This is a genomic window from Marinobacter sp. (assembly GCF_040882185.1).
Classification (GTDB): Bacteria; Pseudomonadota; Gammaproteobacteria; order Pseudomonadales; family Oleiphilaceae; genus Marinobacter.
Genome location: NZ_JBBEBW010000002.1, coordinates 212922 through 226901, shown reverse-complemented (window position 1 = coordinate 226901; position 13980 = coordinate 212922). Strand labels below are relative to the sequence as shown.

10 protein-coding genes are annotated in these 13980 nt (G+C 57.8%); 6 read left to right on the top strand and 4 right to left on the bottom strand.

Features of this window, described 5'->3' with window-relative positions:
- Positions 1-96: 96 nt before the first annotated feature.
- From WEB64_RS02080 to WEB64_RS02070, 3 genes are all read right to left on the bottom strand, one after another.
- The gene (locus tag WEB64_RS02080; RefSeq protein ID WP_368062032.1) at positions 97-615 is read right to left on the bottom strand and encodes a protease complex subunit PrcB family protein; all 519 of its coding nucleotides are present in this window, start codon (positions 613-615) and stop codon (positions 97-99) included.
- Entirely contained in the window at positions 612-3254 is a 2643-nt protein-coding gene (locus WEB64_RS02075; protein WP_368062033.1) for a S8 family serine peptidase, read from the bottom strand. Before WEB64_RS02075 ends, WEB64_RS02080 begins: the two co-directional genes overlap by 4 nt.
- A gap of 207 nt (positions 3255-3461) precedes the next feature.
- A complete protein-coding gene (locus WEB64_RS02070) occupies positions 3462-4097 on the bottom strand; it encodes a TetR/AcrR family transcriptional regulator (RefSeq protein ID WP_368062034.1) in 636 nt (211 codons plus the stop codon).
- 125 nt (positions 4098-4222) lie between these two features.
- On the opposite strand from WEB64_RS02070, the gene WEB64_RS02065 reads away from it, so the two are divergent.
- The 6 genes from WEB64_RS02065 to WEB64_RS02040 all read left to right on the top strand — a co-directional run bounded on the left by WEB64_RS02065 (position 4223) and on the right by WEB64_RS02040 (position 12921).
- Entirely contained in the window at positions 4223-6049 is a 1827-nt protein-coding gene (locus WEB64_RS02065; RefSeq protein WP_368062035.1) for an acyclic terpene utilization AtuA family protein, read from the top strand.
- The gene (locus WEB64_RS02060; protein ID WP_368062036.1) at positions 6046-6912 is read left to right on the top strand and encodes an SDR family oxidoreductase; all 867 of its coding nucleotides are present in this window, start codon (positions 6046-6048) and stop codon (positions 6910-6912) included. The genes WEB64_RS02065 and WEB64_RS02060 overlap by 4 nt, the downstream gene beginning before the upstream one ends.
- An 11-nt stretch (positions 6913-6923) precedes the next feature.
- A complete protein-coding gene (locus tag WEB64_RS02055; RefSeq protein WP_368062037.1) occupies positions 6924-8540 on the top strand; it encodes an acyl-CoA carboxylase subunit beta in 1617 nt (538 codons plus the stop codon).
- A 370-nt stretch (positions 8541-8910) separates the two neighbouring features.
- Positions 8911-10071 carry an acyl-CoA dehydrogenase family protein gene (locus WEB64_RS02050; RefSeq protein ID WP_368062038.1) on the top strand — a complete coding sequence of 387 codons (1161 nt, stop codon included), beginning with the start codon at positions 8911-8913 and terminating at the stop codon, positions 10069-10071.
- A gap of 11 nt (positions 10072-10082) precedes the next feature.
- Positions 10083-10934 (top strand): enoyl-CoA hydratase/isomerase family protein, encoded by an 852-nt coding sequence (locus WEB64_RS02045; RefSeq protein ID WP_368062039.1) that lies wholly within the window; start codon positions 10083-10085, stop codon positions 10932-10934.
- A gap of 1 nt (position 10935) precedes the next feature.
- Positions 10936-12921 (top strand): acetyl-CoA carboxylase biotin carboxylase subunit, encoded by a 1986-nt coding sequence (locus WEB64_RS02040; protein WP_368062040.1) that lies wholly within the window; start codon positions 10936-10938, stop codon positions 12919-12921.
- Positions 12922-12944: 23 nt separating this feature from the next.
- On the opposite strand, the gene WEB64_RS02035 is transcribed toward WEB64_RS02040, so the two are convergent.
- Complete coding sequence (locus WEB64_RS02035) at positions 12945-13925, bottom strand: NADPH:quinone oxidoreductase family protein (RefSeq protein ID WP_368062041.1); 981 nt, start codon at positions 13923-13925, stop codon at positions 12945-12947.
- Between the last annotated feature and the right edge of the window lie 55 nt (positions 13926-13980).

The following is a 13980-nucleotide window of genomic DNA, read 5'->3' as shown; positions in this document are numbered from 1 at the left end:
TACACGGACTCCCGGGCGAATGTCTCGACAACAGGCCCATAGCTTAGGGATTCGGGGCAAAAGATCAACGGTTGATTTGTGCCGTTGCGGCGCGGGCTATCGCGCTCGGGTCATGTTAATAAGGCCGTCACCGCGCACGACCACCTTGTCCCAATCATTGGCTGTCACCGCCAACACTACACAAGGTGTGGTCAGGGCCTGAGTAACCATGGAGTCTGGCGCTGGCGAATGAACTCGGGTCGTCACGGCCAGGGTGGAGTTCTTCATGGCGGCATCCGCCAGGGTCAGGCCGTAACCGCCCGTGTTTTTACGGCCCATCGCCACCACCAACAAGTGCTCGCGCTGAAAATCGAGACTCGAGGCAGAATCCAGGCTGAGCATTTGGCCGTTCAGGGAGCGGAAGGCCTGCAACGCGTTAAGACTGTCCAGGTAGACCAAGCCTGGCGCCGTCAGCCCGCAATAGTCAGAGGCCGTGATCTGTCTCGCCAGGGGCGCTGGTTGTTTGACGTCGACCTCTTTACCGGTCCCGACGTCCTGGTCTGACTCACCATTCGTACCAGCGCATCCCGACAGCATCAGGAACGCGGATAACAGGCCGAGAAACACTATCTTCATGGAGCAGATTCCAGTTGACGGATCGGAGTCGATTGATCAGAAGGCCCGGTCATCAGCCGGTAACCCCCGAAGCCATAGCGCGGCAGCCCCATGGATGAGATGGTCGGCCGCCGGAAGCTGGTGGTGAGTGTGACACCGCTGATGGGCTCGTTGCCAATGACGATTTTTTCAGGCAGTCCGTTCACCGGATACTCGGCACAGGCTTCGCCTGTTTCGCAAATAAATCCGTTGTTGTCATTGTCCGTCCCGGCCACGAGAAAGTATTCACCGGGTTCAAGGTCAGTGAACGCAAACCGGTAGCCACCGTCACTGGACTCAACCACTTGTTGCGCGAGCGTTTCCGGATCATCGTCCGTGCTGACCAGCAACACGTAATGACGACCGGCGTCGGTGTCGCCCGGAACATTCCCCAGTTGCAGGCGCACCGGTATCTCGAGACTCGGCTGCGAGCCGCCGGTGTAATTGATGGTAATAACATCACGCAAACTTGCATCCGCTTCAAGGCCATCCATGATCACCGTCGCGGTGATGATTTCCCCGGTTGGTGGACCTGAGGGCACCGGGGTCAGTTCGATCCATTCCGGCACATTTACCGTGTCAACCGTTACGGCACTATCCTCGGGGTAAGCCGCAAGGGAAAATCCCTGGCTGGATACGGCTTCAGAAAACTGCAGCGAGGAGGGCGTGGACGACAACAGTTTTACCTCGCTTCCGTCCAGGGCGGCATTCACTGCTTTCAATGCGTTGATGAGCCCGGCACCGTATTCCGTCGCATTGCCGACATCATCAGTCAGCAAGCCCGCTTGCAATAAAGAGGCGAATTGCTGGGGGGTTACTTCCGGGGTCCCGGCTGATCTCGCAGCTTCTTTCATCAGGGCATAAACCCCGGCAACATGGGGCGCCGCCATGGAGGTTCCCTGCAGGCCGGCATAGCGGGCCTCGAAAACGTCGCCCGAATCTTCACCCCACGCGCTGATCACCAGGTCGGCGTTACCATCATTGTTGGCATCCCGACTAGCGTCACCGCCGGGTGCTACGAGGTCCACCGACCCGCCAATGTTTGAATAGCCTGCGCGCTTGCGAGCGCCATCCACGGCGCCCACCCCGATCACATTGTCGAAAGCCGCCGGAAAGGTCAGTACGTCAGAACCCTGGTTTCCTGCGGCGGCCACCACCAGCTTGCCGTTGGCAGCGGCCGCGTTGATAGCACGTTCGAGGCTGGCGTCAGGGCCCACGCCACCGAGGCTGAGATTTATGACATCGACTTGGCCATTGGTCGCCGCCCAGTTGATCGCAGCGATCAGGTCACTCAGGGAACCGCTGCCGTCCCGGCCCAGAACGCGCACCGGGATAAGAGTGGACTTTGATGCCACGCCGACCATACCAATGCTGTTATCCGCTGCCGCAACGATGCCCGCAACATGGGTACCGTGGAAGTTGCTGCTCTGGGCTTTGCCGTCACCCGGGTCAGCCGGGTTCCGATCACGGCCAGGTTGAGTATCGATATCCAGAGTACCGGTGACAAAATCAAGGAACTGGTCAGGACCGATAATATCCGACGCCACCACAGGAACATTTTCAACAAGATCCTCATGCCAATTGCCATAGCTGCCCGGGCTGGTGCTGAAAAGACCGGTATCCATCACCGCTACACCCACGCTCTCGCCTGCATTTGGGGCAAGTTGCCAGGCCAGTGGCAGGTTGATCAGAGGGTAGTGCCACTGCAGTTGGTAAAGGGGATCATTGTTCGGCTCAACCGTCTGAGCGTTGTAGAGATAGTTTGGTCCAGCGGCCAGGATATCACTGCGGACCTGGAGTTCCCTGATCCAGTCCAGAGTGGCTTTCCTGGCCTTCTCCAGCTCATCCCCACTGTAGATCCTCGCCACCGAAGCGGGCACACGGCGCAGGTGCCAGGCTCCATTACCCAAAGCCCTTGCCTCGCTCGCGCCCAGTGCGGCGGCTTGCACCAATGTGCCGGTTTTGGCGGGCTGGGAAGTAATGACCGCTTCGTCAACTCGGAAACCCGGCTCAGCGTAGGCCACATTCATAGCTGGGGTCTGGGTGTCAGAAGTCACTGTCAGCACATAGCGCGCTGGCCCGCCGTCCTTGGCCGAGATGGCTATGATGGCGTCAACTGTTGCCTGTTCATGAACATAGACAAATGGTGGGCCGTCCTGACAATTGACTCCACAAAGGTCGCCTGACGTGGTATTGATCGAAAACTCCACATCTGGCCCGGCCAGGTTGGTGTCGGCGGCGAATACCTGCAATGCTACCCTGTCCCCGGCGGCAAGCTGGGTCTGTATCTGATCTTCGGCGTCGGCGTAGAAGTCAAAGCCGCTATCGGTGTAGACCCCACCAGTAACGCTGACATAACCGCCAAAGATGCCGGAACCGGGCAAACTCTGGGGTGTGCTCCCGGGGCGTTCATCGTTAGGGCTGTTTCCAATGGCGAGGCCCACCCGAATATCGTCAGCGGTATCCGAATCCACCCGAGAGCGGGCTTCAATAGAGATCGTGCCACTGAGATCGTCCATTTCAGCGGACTCTGAACTACCGCCACCGCCGCCATTTTCACAAGCGGTTAGCAAACCGAAACTCAGTGCGGTCAACAACCCATATCGAACTGATATCTGCATCAAATCTGGTGCTCCGCCAACAATGATTACCCTGAATGTAACGAGCATACCTTACCAACAGATGGCAACGGCGAACCGGTTACGAAATTACGCCCAATTCATACTTATGGATGCATAATCGGATGCAGGATGGGCGAACCTGGGAAAGAAACTGCAAACTTGAGGGCGGTGTAGCTGGCAGAGACATGCGGACTCACTACGATGACGCTAGTCGAGCCTTAGCATCGCAATCACTTGATCCGTCAGGTCCGACAATGTCATGCCTCCGTTCGGCCGGTACCAGGTAACGGTCCAGCTCAGGGCGCCTGTCAGCATGCGCCGCATTACAAAGGGCTCGGCTTTGACCACACCTTGGGCCGCCAGGGAATCCAACACATCAAGCCACAGCTGTTCATAAATTTCCCGCAACACCAGCACGCCAGCCTGGGCGGCAGTCGAAAGGCTGCGCCATTCATAGACCAGCACCGCCATGGCTTCGCCGGTCTGACCGGTGATGGATTCCAGCTCACAGAGAATCAGCGCGCGCAGCTTGTCTCTGTCGGTATCCGCTGCTTCCATGGCCTGCTGCATAATAGCGGTATTAAGCCGAATGGTTTCCACCATCACCGCCTTGAGAATCTCTTCTTTGGTGCGGAAGTGGTGAAACAGACTGCCTGACTGGATGCCCACCGCTGCTGCCAGATCCCTTACCGTGGTGCGCTCATAGCCCTTCTCCCGAAACAGACGGGCAGCTTCTTTCAGCAGACGGCCTCGCGCACCAGCGGGGTCTGAAACGAGGTTTTCTGCCACCAGGGCTTTCAGAATCGGGCTTTCATTAGCATTCGAGGTCACGGGTTCAATCACGTAGGCATCCGAATATTGTGAATTTCAAAACCAGATTCATTTTACTCGATCCGGGATACTTTACAAACCAAGCGCTTGCTTGGTATTGTCAATTCAACTGTTTCAGAACTGTCCAGGGAACCCTTATGCCTGCTCAAGGCCATTCCGGCAAAACCATTCGCATCGGCTGTTCCTCCGCCTTCTGGGGTGACACTGAAACCGCCGCTCAACAACTCGTGAGCAAAGGCCGGCTCGACTACCTGGTGTCGGACTATCTGGCGGAAATCACCATGTCGATCATGGCGGGCCAGAGAATGAAAGACCCGACCGCCGGCTACGCCCGGGATTTTGTCCAGACCGCGATGGGACCGTTATTGGGCGAGATCGAGAAGCAAGGCATCAAGGTACTCAGCAACGCTGGCGGTGTTAACCCGGTGGCCTGTCGCGACGCCCTCCAGGCGCTTTGCGATGAAGCAGGAACAGACCTGAAGATTGCCCTGGTGCTAGGGGATGACCTGCTGCCTAAAAAGAAACATCTGACCGCCGCCGGGATCACCGAGACGAGCACCGGCGCGCCCATGCCCGGCATGATGTTAAGCCTGAACGCCTACCTCGGAGCCCCCGGGCTGGTGGCCGCGCTGGAGGATGGTGCAGACATCGTGATTACCGGCCGGGTCGCAGACAGCGCCCTGGTGCTGGCACCGCTGGTACACGAATTCGGCTGGCGCTGGGATGATTTCGACAAACTCGCCCAGGGCAGCCTGGCGGGCCATCTGGTGGAATGCGGCGCCCAGGCGACGGGCGGCAATTTTACTGACTGGCAAGACATCGCCGATGGCTACGCGGATATGGGCTTCCCAATCGTGGAAGTCGAGGCCAATGGGGATTTTATCATTACCAAACCGGAGCAGACTGGCGGGCAGGTGATTTATGGCACTGTAGCAGAGCAGTTGGTTTATGAGATCGGTGACCCGGGCGCTTACCTGCTGCCAGACGTCACCTGTGATTTTACTCAGGTCACCCTTCAACAGGCAGGAACTGACCGGGTAGCCGTCTCCGGGGCTCGAGGGGTTGCGCCCACGGAAACTTACAAAGCCTCTGGCACCTGGCCCGATGGCCATAAATGCACGGTGACCTTTCTTTTGGCGGGTATCGATGCCAAAGCCAAAGCCCACCGGGTAGCCGGTGCCATTCTGGAAAAGACCTCTGCACTATTCCTGGAACGGGGCTTCGAGCCCTATTCCGAAACCAGTATTGAACTGTTGGGAGCGGAAGCAACCTACGGCGACCACGCCCGGGCCAGTCAATGCCGGGAAGTGGTTGTAAAGATCAGCGTGGCCCACCCTGACAAAAAGGCCCTGGTTTTGTTCTCCCGTGAAATCGCCCAGGCCGCCACCGGCATGGCACCTGGCATCACTGGAATTGTAGGTGGACGCCCCACGGTATGGCCGAAGATCAGGCTTTATTCCTGCCTGATACCAAAAAACGACGTACAGATCAGAATTACCTGCGGGGGCCAAGAGCGTGGCATTGAATTGCCCGAAACCCCAGCTGTAGCAACGTCTTGCAGAGCTCCAGCAAAACCTGCGCCGTCCGACACCGACTTACCGGAGCCCGATGTCCTCGTACCCCTGGTTGAACTGGCCTGGGCCCGCAGTGGCGACAAAGGTGACCACAGCAATATTGGTGTCATTGCCCGCAAACCGGAATACCTGCCGTTCATCAGAGCCGCCCTCACCGAAACCGCCGTAGCGGATTGGATGAAGCACGCCCTGAATCCGGAAACCGGCCGGGTCACCCGCTGGGAAATGCCGGGCCTGGGCGCCTTCAACTTTTTGCTGGAGCACAGCCTCGGCGGTGGTGGCGTGGCGAGTCTGCGTATCGACCCCCAGGGCAAAGCCTTTGCCCAACAACTTCTCGAAATGCCGGTGCCCATTGCACAGGCGATACTGAATAAAGGAACCCCGTCATGAGCTATCAATCCATCCTTCGCCCCGACCTGTTCAAAGGCCAGACCATTATTGTCACCGGTGGCGGCTCTGGTATCGGGCGCTGCAATGCCCATGAACTGGCAGCGCTTGGAGCAAGAGTTGCACTGGTCGGGCGCAAGGCGGAAAAGCTGGAAACCGTCAAAGCGGAAATTCTAGAAGATGGCGGCATCGCGTCCGCCCACGCCTGTGATATCCGCGAAGAAGACGCTGTCAAAGCAACCGTTCATGCCATCATCACTGAACACGGAGGCCTCAATGGTCTGGTCAACAATGCCGGAGGCCAGTTCCCCGGTCCGCTGGCCTCGATAAACCAGAAGGGCTGGGAAACCGTTGTGCGCACCAACCTTACCGGCGGCTTCCTGATGGCACGCGAGGCCTACAACCAGGCACTTTCAAAAACCGGCGGGGCAATCGTCAACATCGTCGCCGACATGTGGGGCGGCATGCCCGGCATGGGCCACTCAGGAGCTGCCCGCGCAGGCATGGTGAATTTTACCCAGACCGCTGCGGTGGAATGGGCAGCCTGCGGCGTTCGTGTCAACGCGGTCGCCCCGGGTTGGATTGCCTCCAGTGGTATGGACAGCTATCCGGAATCCATGAAGCCCTGGATTCGTGGCCTCAAGGATGCGGTCCCCGTCAAACGCATGGGCACCGAAGCGGAGGTAAGTGCTGCTATCTGTTTCCTGCTCAGCCCCGGCGCGGCGTTCATAAGCGGTGACACCTTGCGCATTGATGGCGCCGCATCCCAGGGCGGCCGCGTGTGGCCGTTTCCCGCAGCCAAGAACAACCAGCCCTTCAATGGCTTCCACCGCAGTAGTGACCCGAAAGTCCTGGGCGATGAGTAAGGAACCCCTCCATGCAGCCACTTGAGAGCACACTTAACCCGCAATCGGATGAGTTCCGAGCCAACGTCGACGCCATGCAGGCTCACATCGACACTTTTCGCGAAGTCGAGCAAAAGGTGCTCGACCTGGCCGAAGCCGCCCGCGACAAATTCATCCAGAAAGGCAAGCTTTTGCCCAGGGAGCGGCTGAATCATCTGCTCGACCGAGGCGCGCCTTTTCTGGAACTCTGCTCTTTCGCTGGCTACAAAATGCACGACGATAAAGACGGCAGTATGGCCGGGGGTGGAATCATTGCGGGCATCGGGTACGTTAGCGGCATTCGTTGCATGGTCGTCGCCAGCAACAGCGCCATCAAAGGTGGCACCATCACCCCGGCTGGACTGGATAAGACCTTAAGGCTGCAAGCCATTGCCCGGGAAAATAAACTCCCGGTGGTGTCGCTCTCGGAGAGCGGCGGCGCTAACCTTAACTACGCCACTGACATCTTTGTTCTTGGCGCCCGCGGCTTTGCCAACCAGGCCCGCATGTCAGCGGCTGGCATTCCCCAGATCACAGTGGTACACGGCAACGCCACCGCTGGCGGCGCCTACCAGCCCGGGTTGTCTGATTACGTTGTGGTAGTTCGGGAAAAAGCAAAAATGTTCCTGGCTGGCCCGCCACTGCTAAAGGCCGCCACCGGGGAAGTCGCTACCGATGAGGAATTGGGTGGCGCCCAGATGCATGCTGAAATTGCTGGCACCGCAGAATACCTGGCAGAAAACGATAGCGACGGCATCCGTCACGCCCGCAACATACTCGACGCCCTGCCCTGGAACGAACAGTTACCTCCGCTGCGGGAGCTCGAATGGCAGCCGCCGATTTACGAGGCGGAAGAACTGCTGGGCGTGATTCCCTCTGACCCCAAAAAACCCTATGACGTCCGGGAAATATTGGCGCGCATTGCCGATGGTTCCGGCTTTATGGATTTCAAGTCCGGCTACGACAACCAGACCGTCTGCGGCACCATCCGCATTGAAGGATACGCCGTCGGCATCATCGGCAACAACGGCCCGATAACCACAGCAGGCGCGACCAAAGCGGCCCAGTTCATACAACTCTGCGACCAGGCGGGAACGCCGCTACTTTTTCTCCACAATACGACTGGGTTCATGGTCGGTACCCATTCGGAGCAGAACGGCATTATCAAACACGGCTCCAAGATGCTGCAGGCAGTCGCCAATTGCCGGGTGCCAAAGATTGCGATTGTCATTGGTGGCTCTTATGGCGCCGGTAACTACGCCATGTGCGGCCGGGGCCTCGACCCGCGCTTCATATTTGCCTGGCCAAACAGTCGCACCGCCGTAATGGGCCCCGCCCAAGCGGGCAAGGTGATGCGCATTGTCGCCGAGGACAAGCAGCGGCGCGGAGGCATGGAGCCTGATCCCAAAACGCTGGATTTTCTGGAGCAGGCGACAGCGAAGAAACTGGAAGAAGGTTCTACCGCACTGTTCGGCACCGCCCGCTTGTGGGACGACGGCCTGATTGATCCCCGCGATACACGGCGGGTTTTGGCGTTAGTGTTGTCGGTTTGCCAGGAGTCCGAGATTCGTGTTCTGAGGCCTAATTCTTTTGGGGTGGCGCGTTTTTAATTGGCTGGATTGGGAGAGTCTGAGCCGGGATGGGAGGCCTTTCTAAAACACGCCGCGCAAGTACGTCCCTGTAGGGCTCGGTCGCGCCATCCATGGCGCTCTACGGTTTTAGAAAGGCCTCCCACCCCTGCTCTCATGGACCACGAGTTAGCGCTTAAAAGAGATACAACGAAGAGATTCAAGAGACGGTAACCGAATATCCAGACATTGGCAGCGTTGGTGACCCTCTTTCAGAAACCGTGTGTGGCCATGGATGGCCGCACCCGAGCCCTACAGGGAAGTATTCACGGGCGTGTTTCTGAAAGAGGGTCACCAGCGCTGCCGCCCAAGCTAGAAAAAGTCACAAATCCTTTTATCGGGAGTAACAAGAATGATTTTTACCGAAGAACACGAAGCCCTGAGAAAGACCGTTCGCGATTTCGTTGAAAAAGAAATTAATCCCCACTGTGACGAATGGGAAGAAGCTGGCGAATTTCCGGCCCGGGAGCTTTTCAAAAAACTCGGCAATCTCGGAATCCTCGGTATCCAGAAACCCGAGGAGTATGGCGGTATGGGCCTCGATTACAGCTACAACCTGGTGGCTGCAGAAGAACTGGGCACAGCCCAGTGCGGCGGTGTCCCGCTGGCGATTGGCGTACAGACCGATATGTGTACGCCAGCTATCGCACGTTTCGGCTCCGACCAACTCAAGCGGGAATTTCTGGCGCCAGCCATCAGCGGTGACAAGATCGGCTGCATCGGTGTGAGCGAGGTCGGCGCAGGTTCCGATGTCGCCGGGCTGACCACCAATGCTAAAAAAGAGGGTGATGATTACATTATTAATGGCTCAAAGATGTGGATCACCAACTCCCCGAAGGCCGACTTCATATGTCTTCTGGCCAACACTTCCGGAGGTAAAGCCCACTCCAATAAATCCCTCATCGTCGTACCTATGAACACCCCCGGCATCACCTTTTCCAAACATCTGAACAAACTCGGCATGCGCTCCTCCGAAACCGCACAGGTATTCTTTGACGATGTACGGGTGCCCCAACGCAACCGCATTGGCGCAGAAGGAACCGGCTTCATGATGCAAATGGTGCAGTTCCAGGAAGAGCGACTCTGGGGAGCCGCAAACGTCATCAAGGCGCTGGAAATGTGCATTGAGAAGACTATTGAATACTGTCGCGAGCGCAAAACCTTCGGGACGCCCCTGATCAACAACCAGGTTATTCATTTCCGCCTCGCCGAGCTGCAGACCGAAGTGGAAGCCCTGCGCGCGCTTACCTACCAGGCTTGCGAACTCCACGTTCAGGGCAAGGATGTCACCAAACTGGCCTCCATGGCCAAGCTCAAGGCCGGGCGCCTGGGGCGCGAGGTGACCGACAGCTGTCTGCAATACTGGGGTGGTATGGGTTACATGTGGGAAAACCAGCTGTCACGAGCCTTCCGGGATGTCCGGCTGGTCTCCATCGGCGGCGGCGCCGATGAAATCATGTTGGGCATCATCTGCAAGCTGATGGGCACCCTGCCCGGCAAGCGCAAAGAATAAACGAGGCCACCATGACGGACTTTTCCCAAAGCGACACTCTGGTTCTCGACCTGAACAACCGGGTGCTCCACGTTACACTGAACCGACCCGAGGCCCGCAATGCCATGAGCCTGGCCATGGTCGCTGAGCTCTCGGCAGTGTTCAGCCAGATCGAACAGGACCCGGGCATTCGCGCAGTAGTGCTGCGCGGCACAGGCGGACATTTCTGCGCCGGTGGCGATATCAATGACATGGCCAGCGCTCGCAGCCAGCAACCCATCGAAGGCGAACCTGATCCGCTTTACCGACTCAATCGGGCCTTTGGTGAAATGATCCAGCAGGTAAACCAATCCTCAAAAGTGGTTATCGTCATTTTAGAGGGCTCGGTGATGGGGGGCGGTTTCGGCCTTGCCTGTGTCTCCGACGTGGCGATAGCCGGGCCAACAGTCCGTTTCAGTCTGCCGGAAACCAGCCTGGGCGTTATACCAGCCCAGATAGCGCCCTTCGTAGTTGAGCGCATCGGCCTGACCCAGACCCGACGGCTGGCATTGCTGGGTCTCCGATTCGATGGTGCGCAAGCGTGCCAATTGGGACTGGTGCATCAGTTCTGCGACAGCGAGGACAGCCTTACCGAAGCACTACAGGCTGCTATTGGTCATCTCCAGCGTTGTGCTCCGAACGCCACTGCCGCTACCAAAGCCCTGTTGCATAGGGTCGGTCACGAACCGATGGGCACACTGCTGGATGATGCCGCCAAACAATTTGCCCAGGCAATCCGCAGTGATGAGGGCGCGGAAGGCACCCTGGCCTTCGTGCAAAAACGGCTCACCCGCTGGGCTGAGACTGACAACCCGGAACCGTTCGCTCCAGGCAAAGGACACTGACATGTTGACCAAACTCCTGATTGCCAACCGGGGTGAAATTGCTGTCCGGATTATCCGCACCGCACGTATGCTGGGTTATCGCACAGTCGCGGTTTACTCCCAGGCCGACGCCAATGCATTGCATGTCGACGTGGCCGATGAAGCCGTGGCGATTGGCCCGGCGCCAGCTTCAGAGTCCTATCTGAACGTGGATGCAATATTGGAAGCCGCCCGCAAAACGGGAGCCGATGCCATACATCCGGGTTACGGCTTCCTGTCGGAAAACTCGAGTTTTGCCGCTGCCTGCAGGAATGCCGGTCTGGTCTTTATCGGGCCGCCAGAACACGCTATTGAATTAATGGGCAGTAAACGACGCTCCAAAATCGCTATGCAACAGGCGGGCGTCCCCTGCGTTCCTGGTTTCGAAGGCCAAAACGCCAGCGATGAAGAGCTGGTCGCTGCGGCAGGCGATATTGGTTATCCACTAATGATAAAAGCGTCCGCTGGCGGTGGGGGCCGTGGCATGCGGCTGGTGCATGAACAGCAAAGTCTGCAGGACGAAATTCGGCGTGCACGATCCGAGGCCCGGAACGCTTTTGGCGATGATGAACTGATTCTTGAGCGGGCAGTGATTGAGCCACGTCACATTGAAATCCAGGTGTTCGCCGATCAGCACGGCAACGCGGTTTATCTGGGTGATCGGGATTGCTCCATTCAGCGCCGTCACCAGAAGGTGGTGGAAGAAGCTCCCTCGCCGTTCATGACTCCTGAGCTTCGACAGGCCATGGGTGAGGCAGCGGTGAAGGCAGCTCTGACTTGCCAGTATGAAGGCGCCGGCACCGTTGAATTTCTGGTGGACCAGGACCGTAACTTCTACTTTCTCGAGATGAATACTCGTCTGCAGGTGGAACATCCCGTCACCGAACTGGTCACGGGGCAGGATCTTGTGGCCTGGCAGTTGGCGGTAGCGGCAGGCGAGCCTTTGCCCTTGGGTCAGGACGATATTACCCTGACCGGCCATGCCATTGAGGTGAGGCTTTACGCTGAAGACCCGACTAACGGTTTTACGCCCCAGACCGGCTCCCTGCACAGGTTTGAGCCAGCCATCAACGAAGGCATCCGGGTCGATACCGGCGTTCGCAGTGGCGACACGGTAACGCCCTATTACGACCCCATGCTGGCCAAGGTCATTGCCTATGGGCGCAACCGTGACGAAGCCCGGAGACGACTGCTGCTAGCACTGGAAAACACCGTCATCTTTGGCATCACCACGAACCGGTATTTTCTCAGTCGGATTATCGCCGACCACACCTTTGGTGCTGGCGCTGCCACCACCGCCTTTCTGGAACAGGGATTCGCTGCGGATACCAGTATGTTGCCTGCCAAAGCCAGCATGCTGGAGTTGGCTCTGGCCGGAGCAATCCTGAGCTCAAGTCGTAGTTCAGGTGGTCACTCGTGTAAGCATAGGGATGCACACTGGAGTAACAGCGCATCGTCGGCAGTGCCCTTAGCTTTCGATATCACTCTCGATATCGACGGCACCGTCATACCCATCAGGGTGAAGCGGCGTAGCCAAAGCGTCGAGGTTACTTGTACAGAGGGGACCCGCTCAATCGACATGCTCAGTCTGACTGACACGCATATGGACTTTCTGGACAACGGCGTACGTCAGGTCTGCCAGTACCAGCGCCTGGGCGATCAACTGTATTTACAGGCGTTCGGAGGCTCGTTCTGCATCAATGACATCAGCCACCGACCGCCAACGGCAGCCAGCGTAGCGAGCTCGGGCCGACTGCTGGCGAGCATGGACGGCGGCATTGTCGACGTGCTGGTAGCAGAAGGAGATGAAGTGAAGCGGGGCGACACCTTGGTGGTACTGGAAGCCATGAAAATGGAACACCCGGTAAAGGCAGACCGGGACGGCCAGGTTAGCACCATACTTACCGCCAGGGGGGACCAGGTTCGCCGTCACCAGTTGTTGGTTGAGCTAGTGAGCGACGAACCATGAAGTCATGAACGAAGGGTGCGCTTTCAGTCAGCGACTTTCAGCACGATCTTGCCTTTGGCACGACGTTCCGTCAGCGCGTTCAAAGCACCGGCGTAATCTTCAAAGGCAAACACTTCACTGATCCGGGGTTTGATCTTACCCGCAGAGTAGAGCTTGAACAGATCCATCATATTCTGGGCACTGACTTCTGGCTCTTTCTGGGTGAAGGCGCCCCAGAACACTCCTACTACAGCACAGCCTTTGAGCAGCGTCAGGTTGGCCGGGATTTTCGGGATATCACCGGCCGCAAAACCAACGATCAGGTGACGGCCGTTCCAGGCCATACCCCGCAGAGCCTGCTCGGTAAACTCTCCGCCGACCGGGTCATAGACCACATCCACGCCACGGTTGTTGGTCAGTTTCTTGATGGTGTCCTTGAGCGGCTCTTCAGCATAATTGATCACTTCGTCTGCCCCGGCCTGCTTTGCCACTTCCAGTTTGTCGGCACTGCTGGCGGCCGCAATAACGTGTGCGCCCATAGCTTTGCCGAGCTCTACAGTGGCCAGGCCGACACCGCCACTGGCACCCAGGACCAGCAAGGTTTCACCCGGCTGAATATTCGCCCGTTGTTTCAGAGCATGGTAGGAGGTGCCGTAAACCATGGTGAAAGCGGCGGCCTCTTCATCATTCATGCTCTCAGGAACCGGCAGCAGATTTGCTTCAGCCACCACCACTTCTTCCGCGAAAGCACCGTAACCGGTTAAACCCATTACACGGTCGCCAGCCTTGAAACGAGTCACTTTATCGCCCACGGCCAGCACTTCACCGGACATTTCGCCGCCTGGCGAAAATGGCATATTCGGCTTGATCTGGTACTTGCCTTCAATAATGAGGGTATCCGGAAAATTCAGACCAGCGGCACGTACCCGGACCTTGACGCCACTACCTTTGGCTTCCGGGCTCTTGGTCTCTTCAATAACCAGCGTGTCGGCCGGGCCATATTCCTTGCAAAGAATTGCTCGCATGGTGTTACTCCAGAGGTTGAGGTAGCGTTACTCTGAGACTGTTAACGCCTGATGA

Coding starts and splice junctions, on each gene's coding strand:
- WEB64_RS02080 (WP_368062032.1), bottom strand. CDS start 615: ATGAAGATAGTGTTTCTCGGCCTGTTATCCGCGTTCCTGATGCTGTCG.
- WEB64_RS02075 (WP_368062033.1), bottom strand. CDS start 3,254: ATGCAGATATCAGTTCGATATGGGTTGTTGACCGCACTGAGTTTCGGT.
- WEB64_RS02065 (WP_368062035.1), top strand. CDS start 4,223: ATGCCTGCTCAAGGCCATTCCGGCAAAACCATTCGCATCGGCTGTTCC.
- WEB64_RS02060 (WP_368062036.1), top strand. CDS start 6,046: ATGAGCTATCAATCCATCCTTCGCCCCGACCTGTTCAAAGGCCAGACC.
- WEB64_RS02055 (WP_368062037.1), top strand. CDS start 6,924: ATGCAGCCACTTGAGAGCACACTTAACCCGCAATCGGATGAGTTCCGA.
- WEB64_RS02050 (WP_368062038.1), top strand. CDS start 8,911: ATGATTTTTACCGAAGAACACGAAGCCCTGAGAAAGACCGTTCGCGAT.
- WEB64_RS02045 (WP_368062039.1), top strand. CDS start 10,083: ATGACGGACTTTTCCCAAAGCGACACTCTGGTTCTCGACCTGAACAAC.
- WEB64_RS02040 (WP_368062040.1), top strand. CDS start 10,936: ATGTTGACCAAACTCCTGATTGCCAACCGGGGTGAAATTGCTGTCCGG.
- WEB64_RS02035 (WP_368062041.1), bottom strand. CDS start 13,925: ATGCGAGCAATTCTTTGCAAGGAATATGGCCCGGCCGACACGCTGGTT.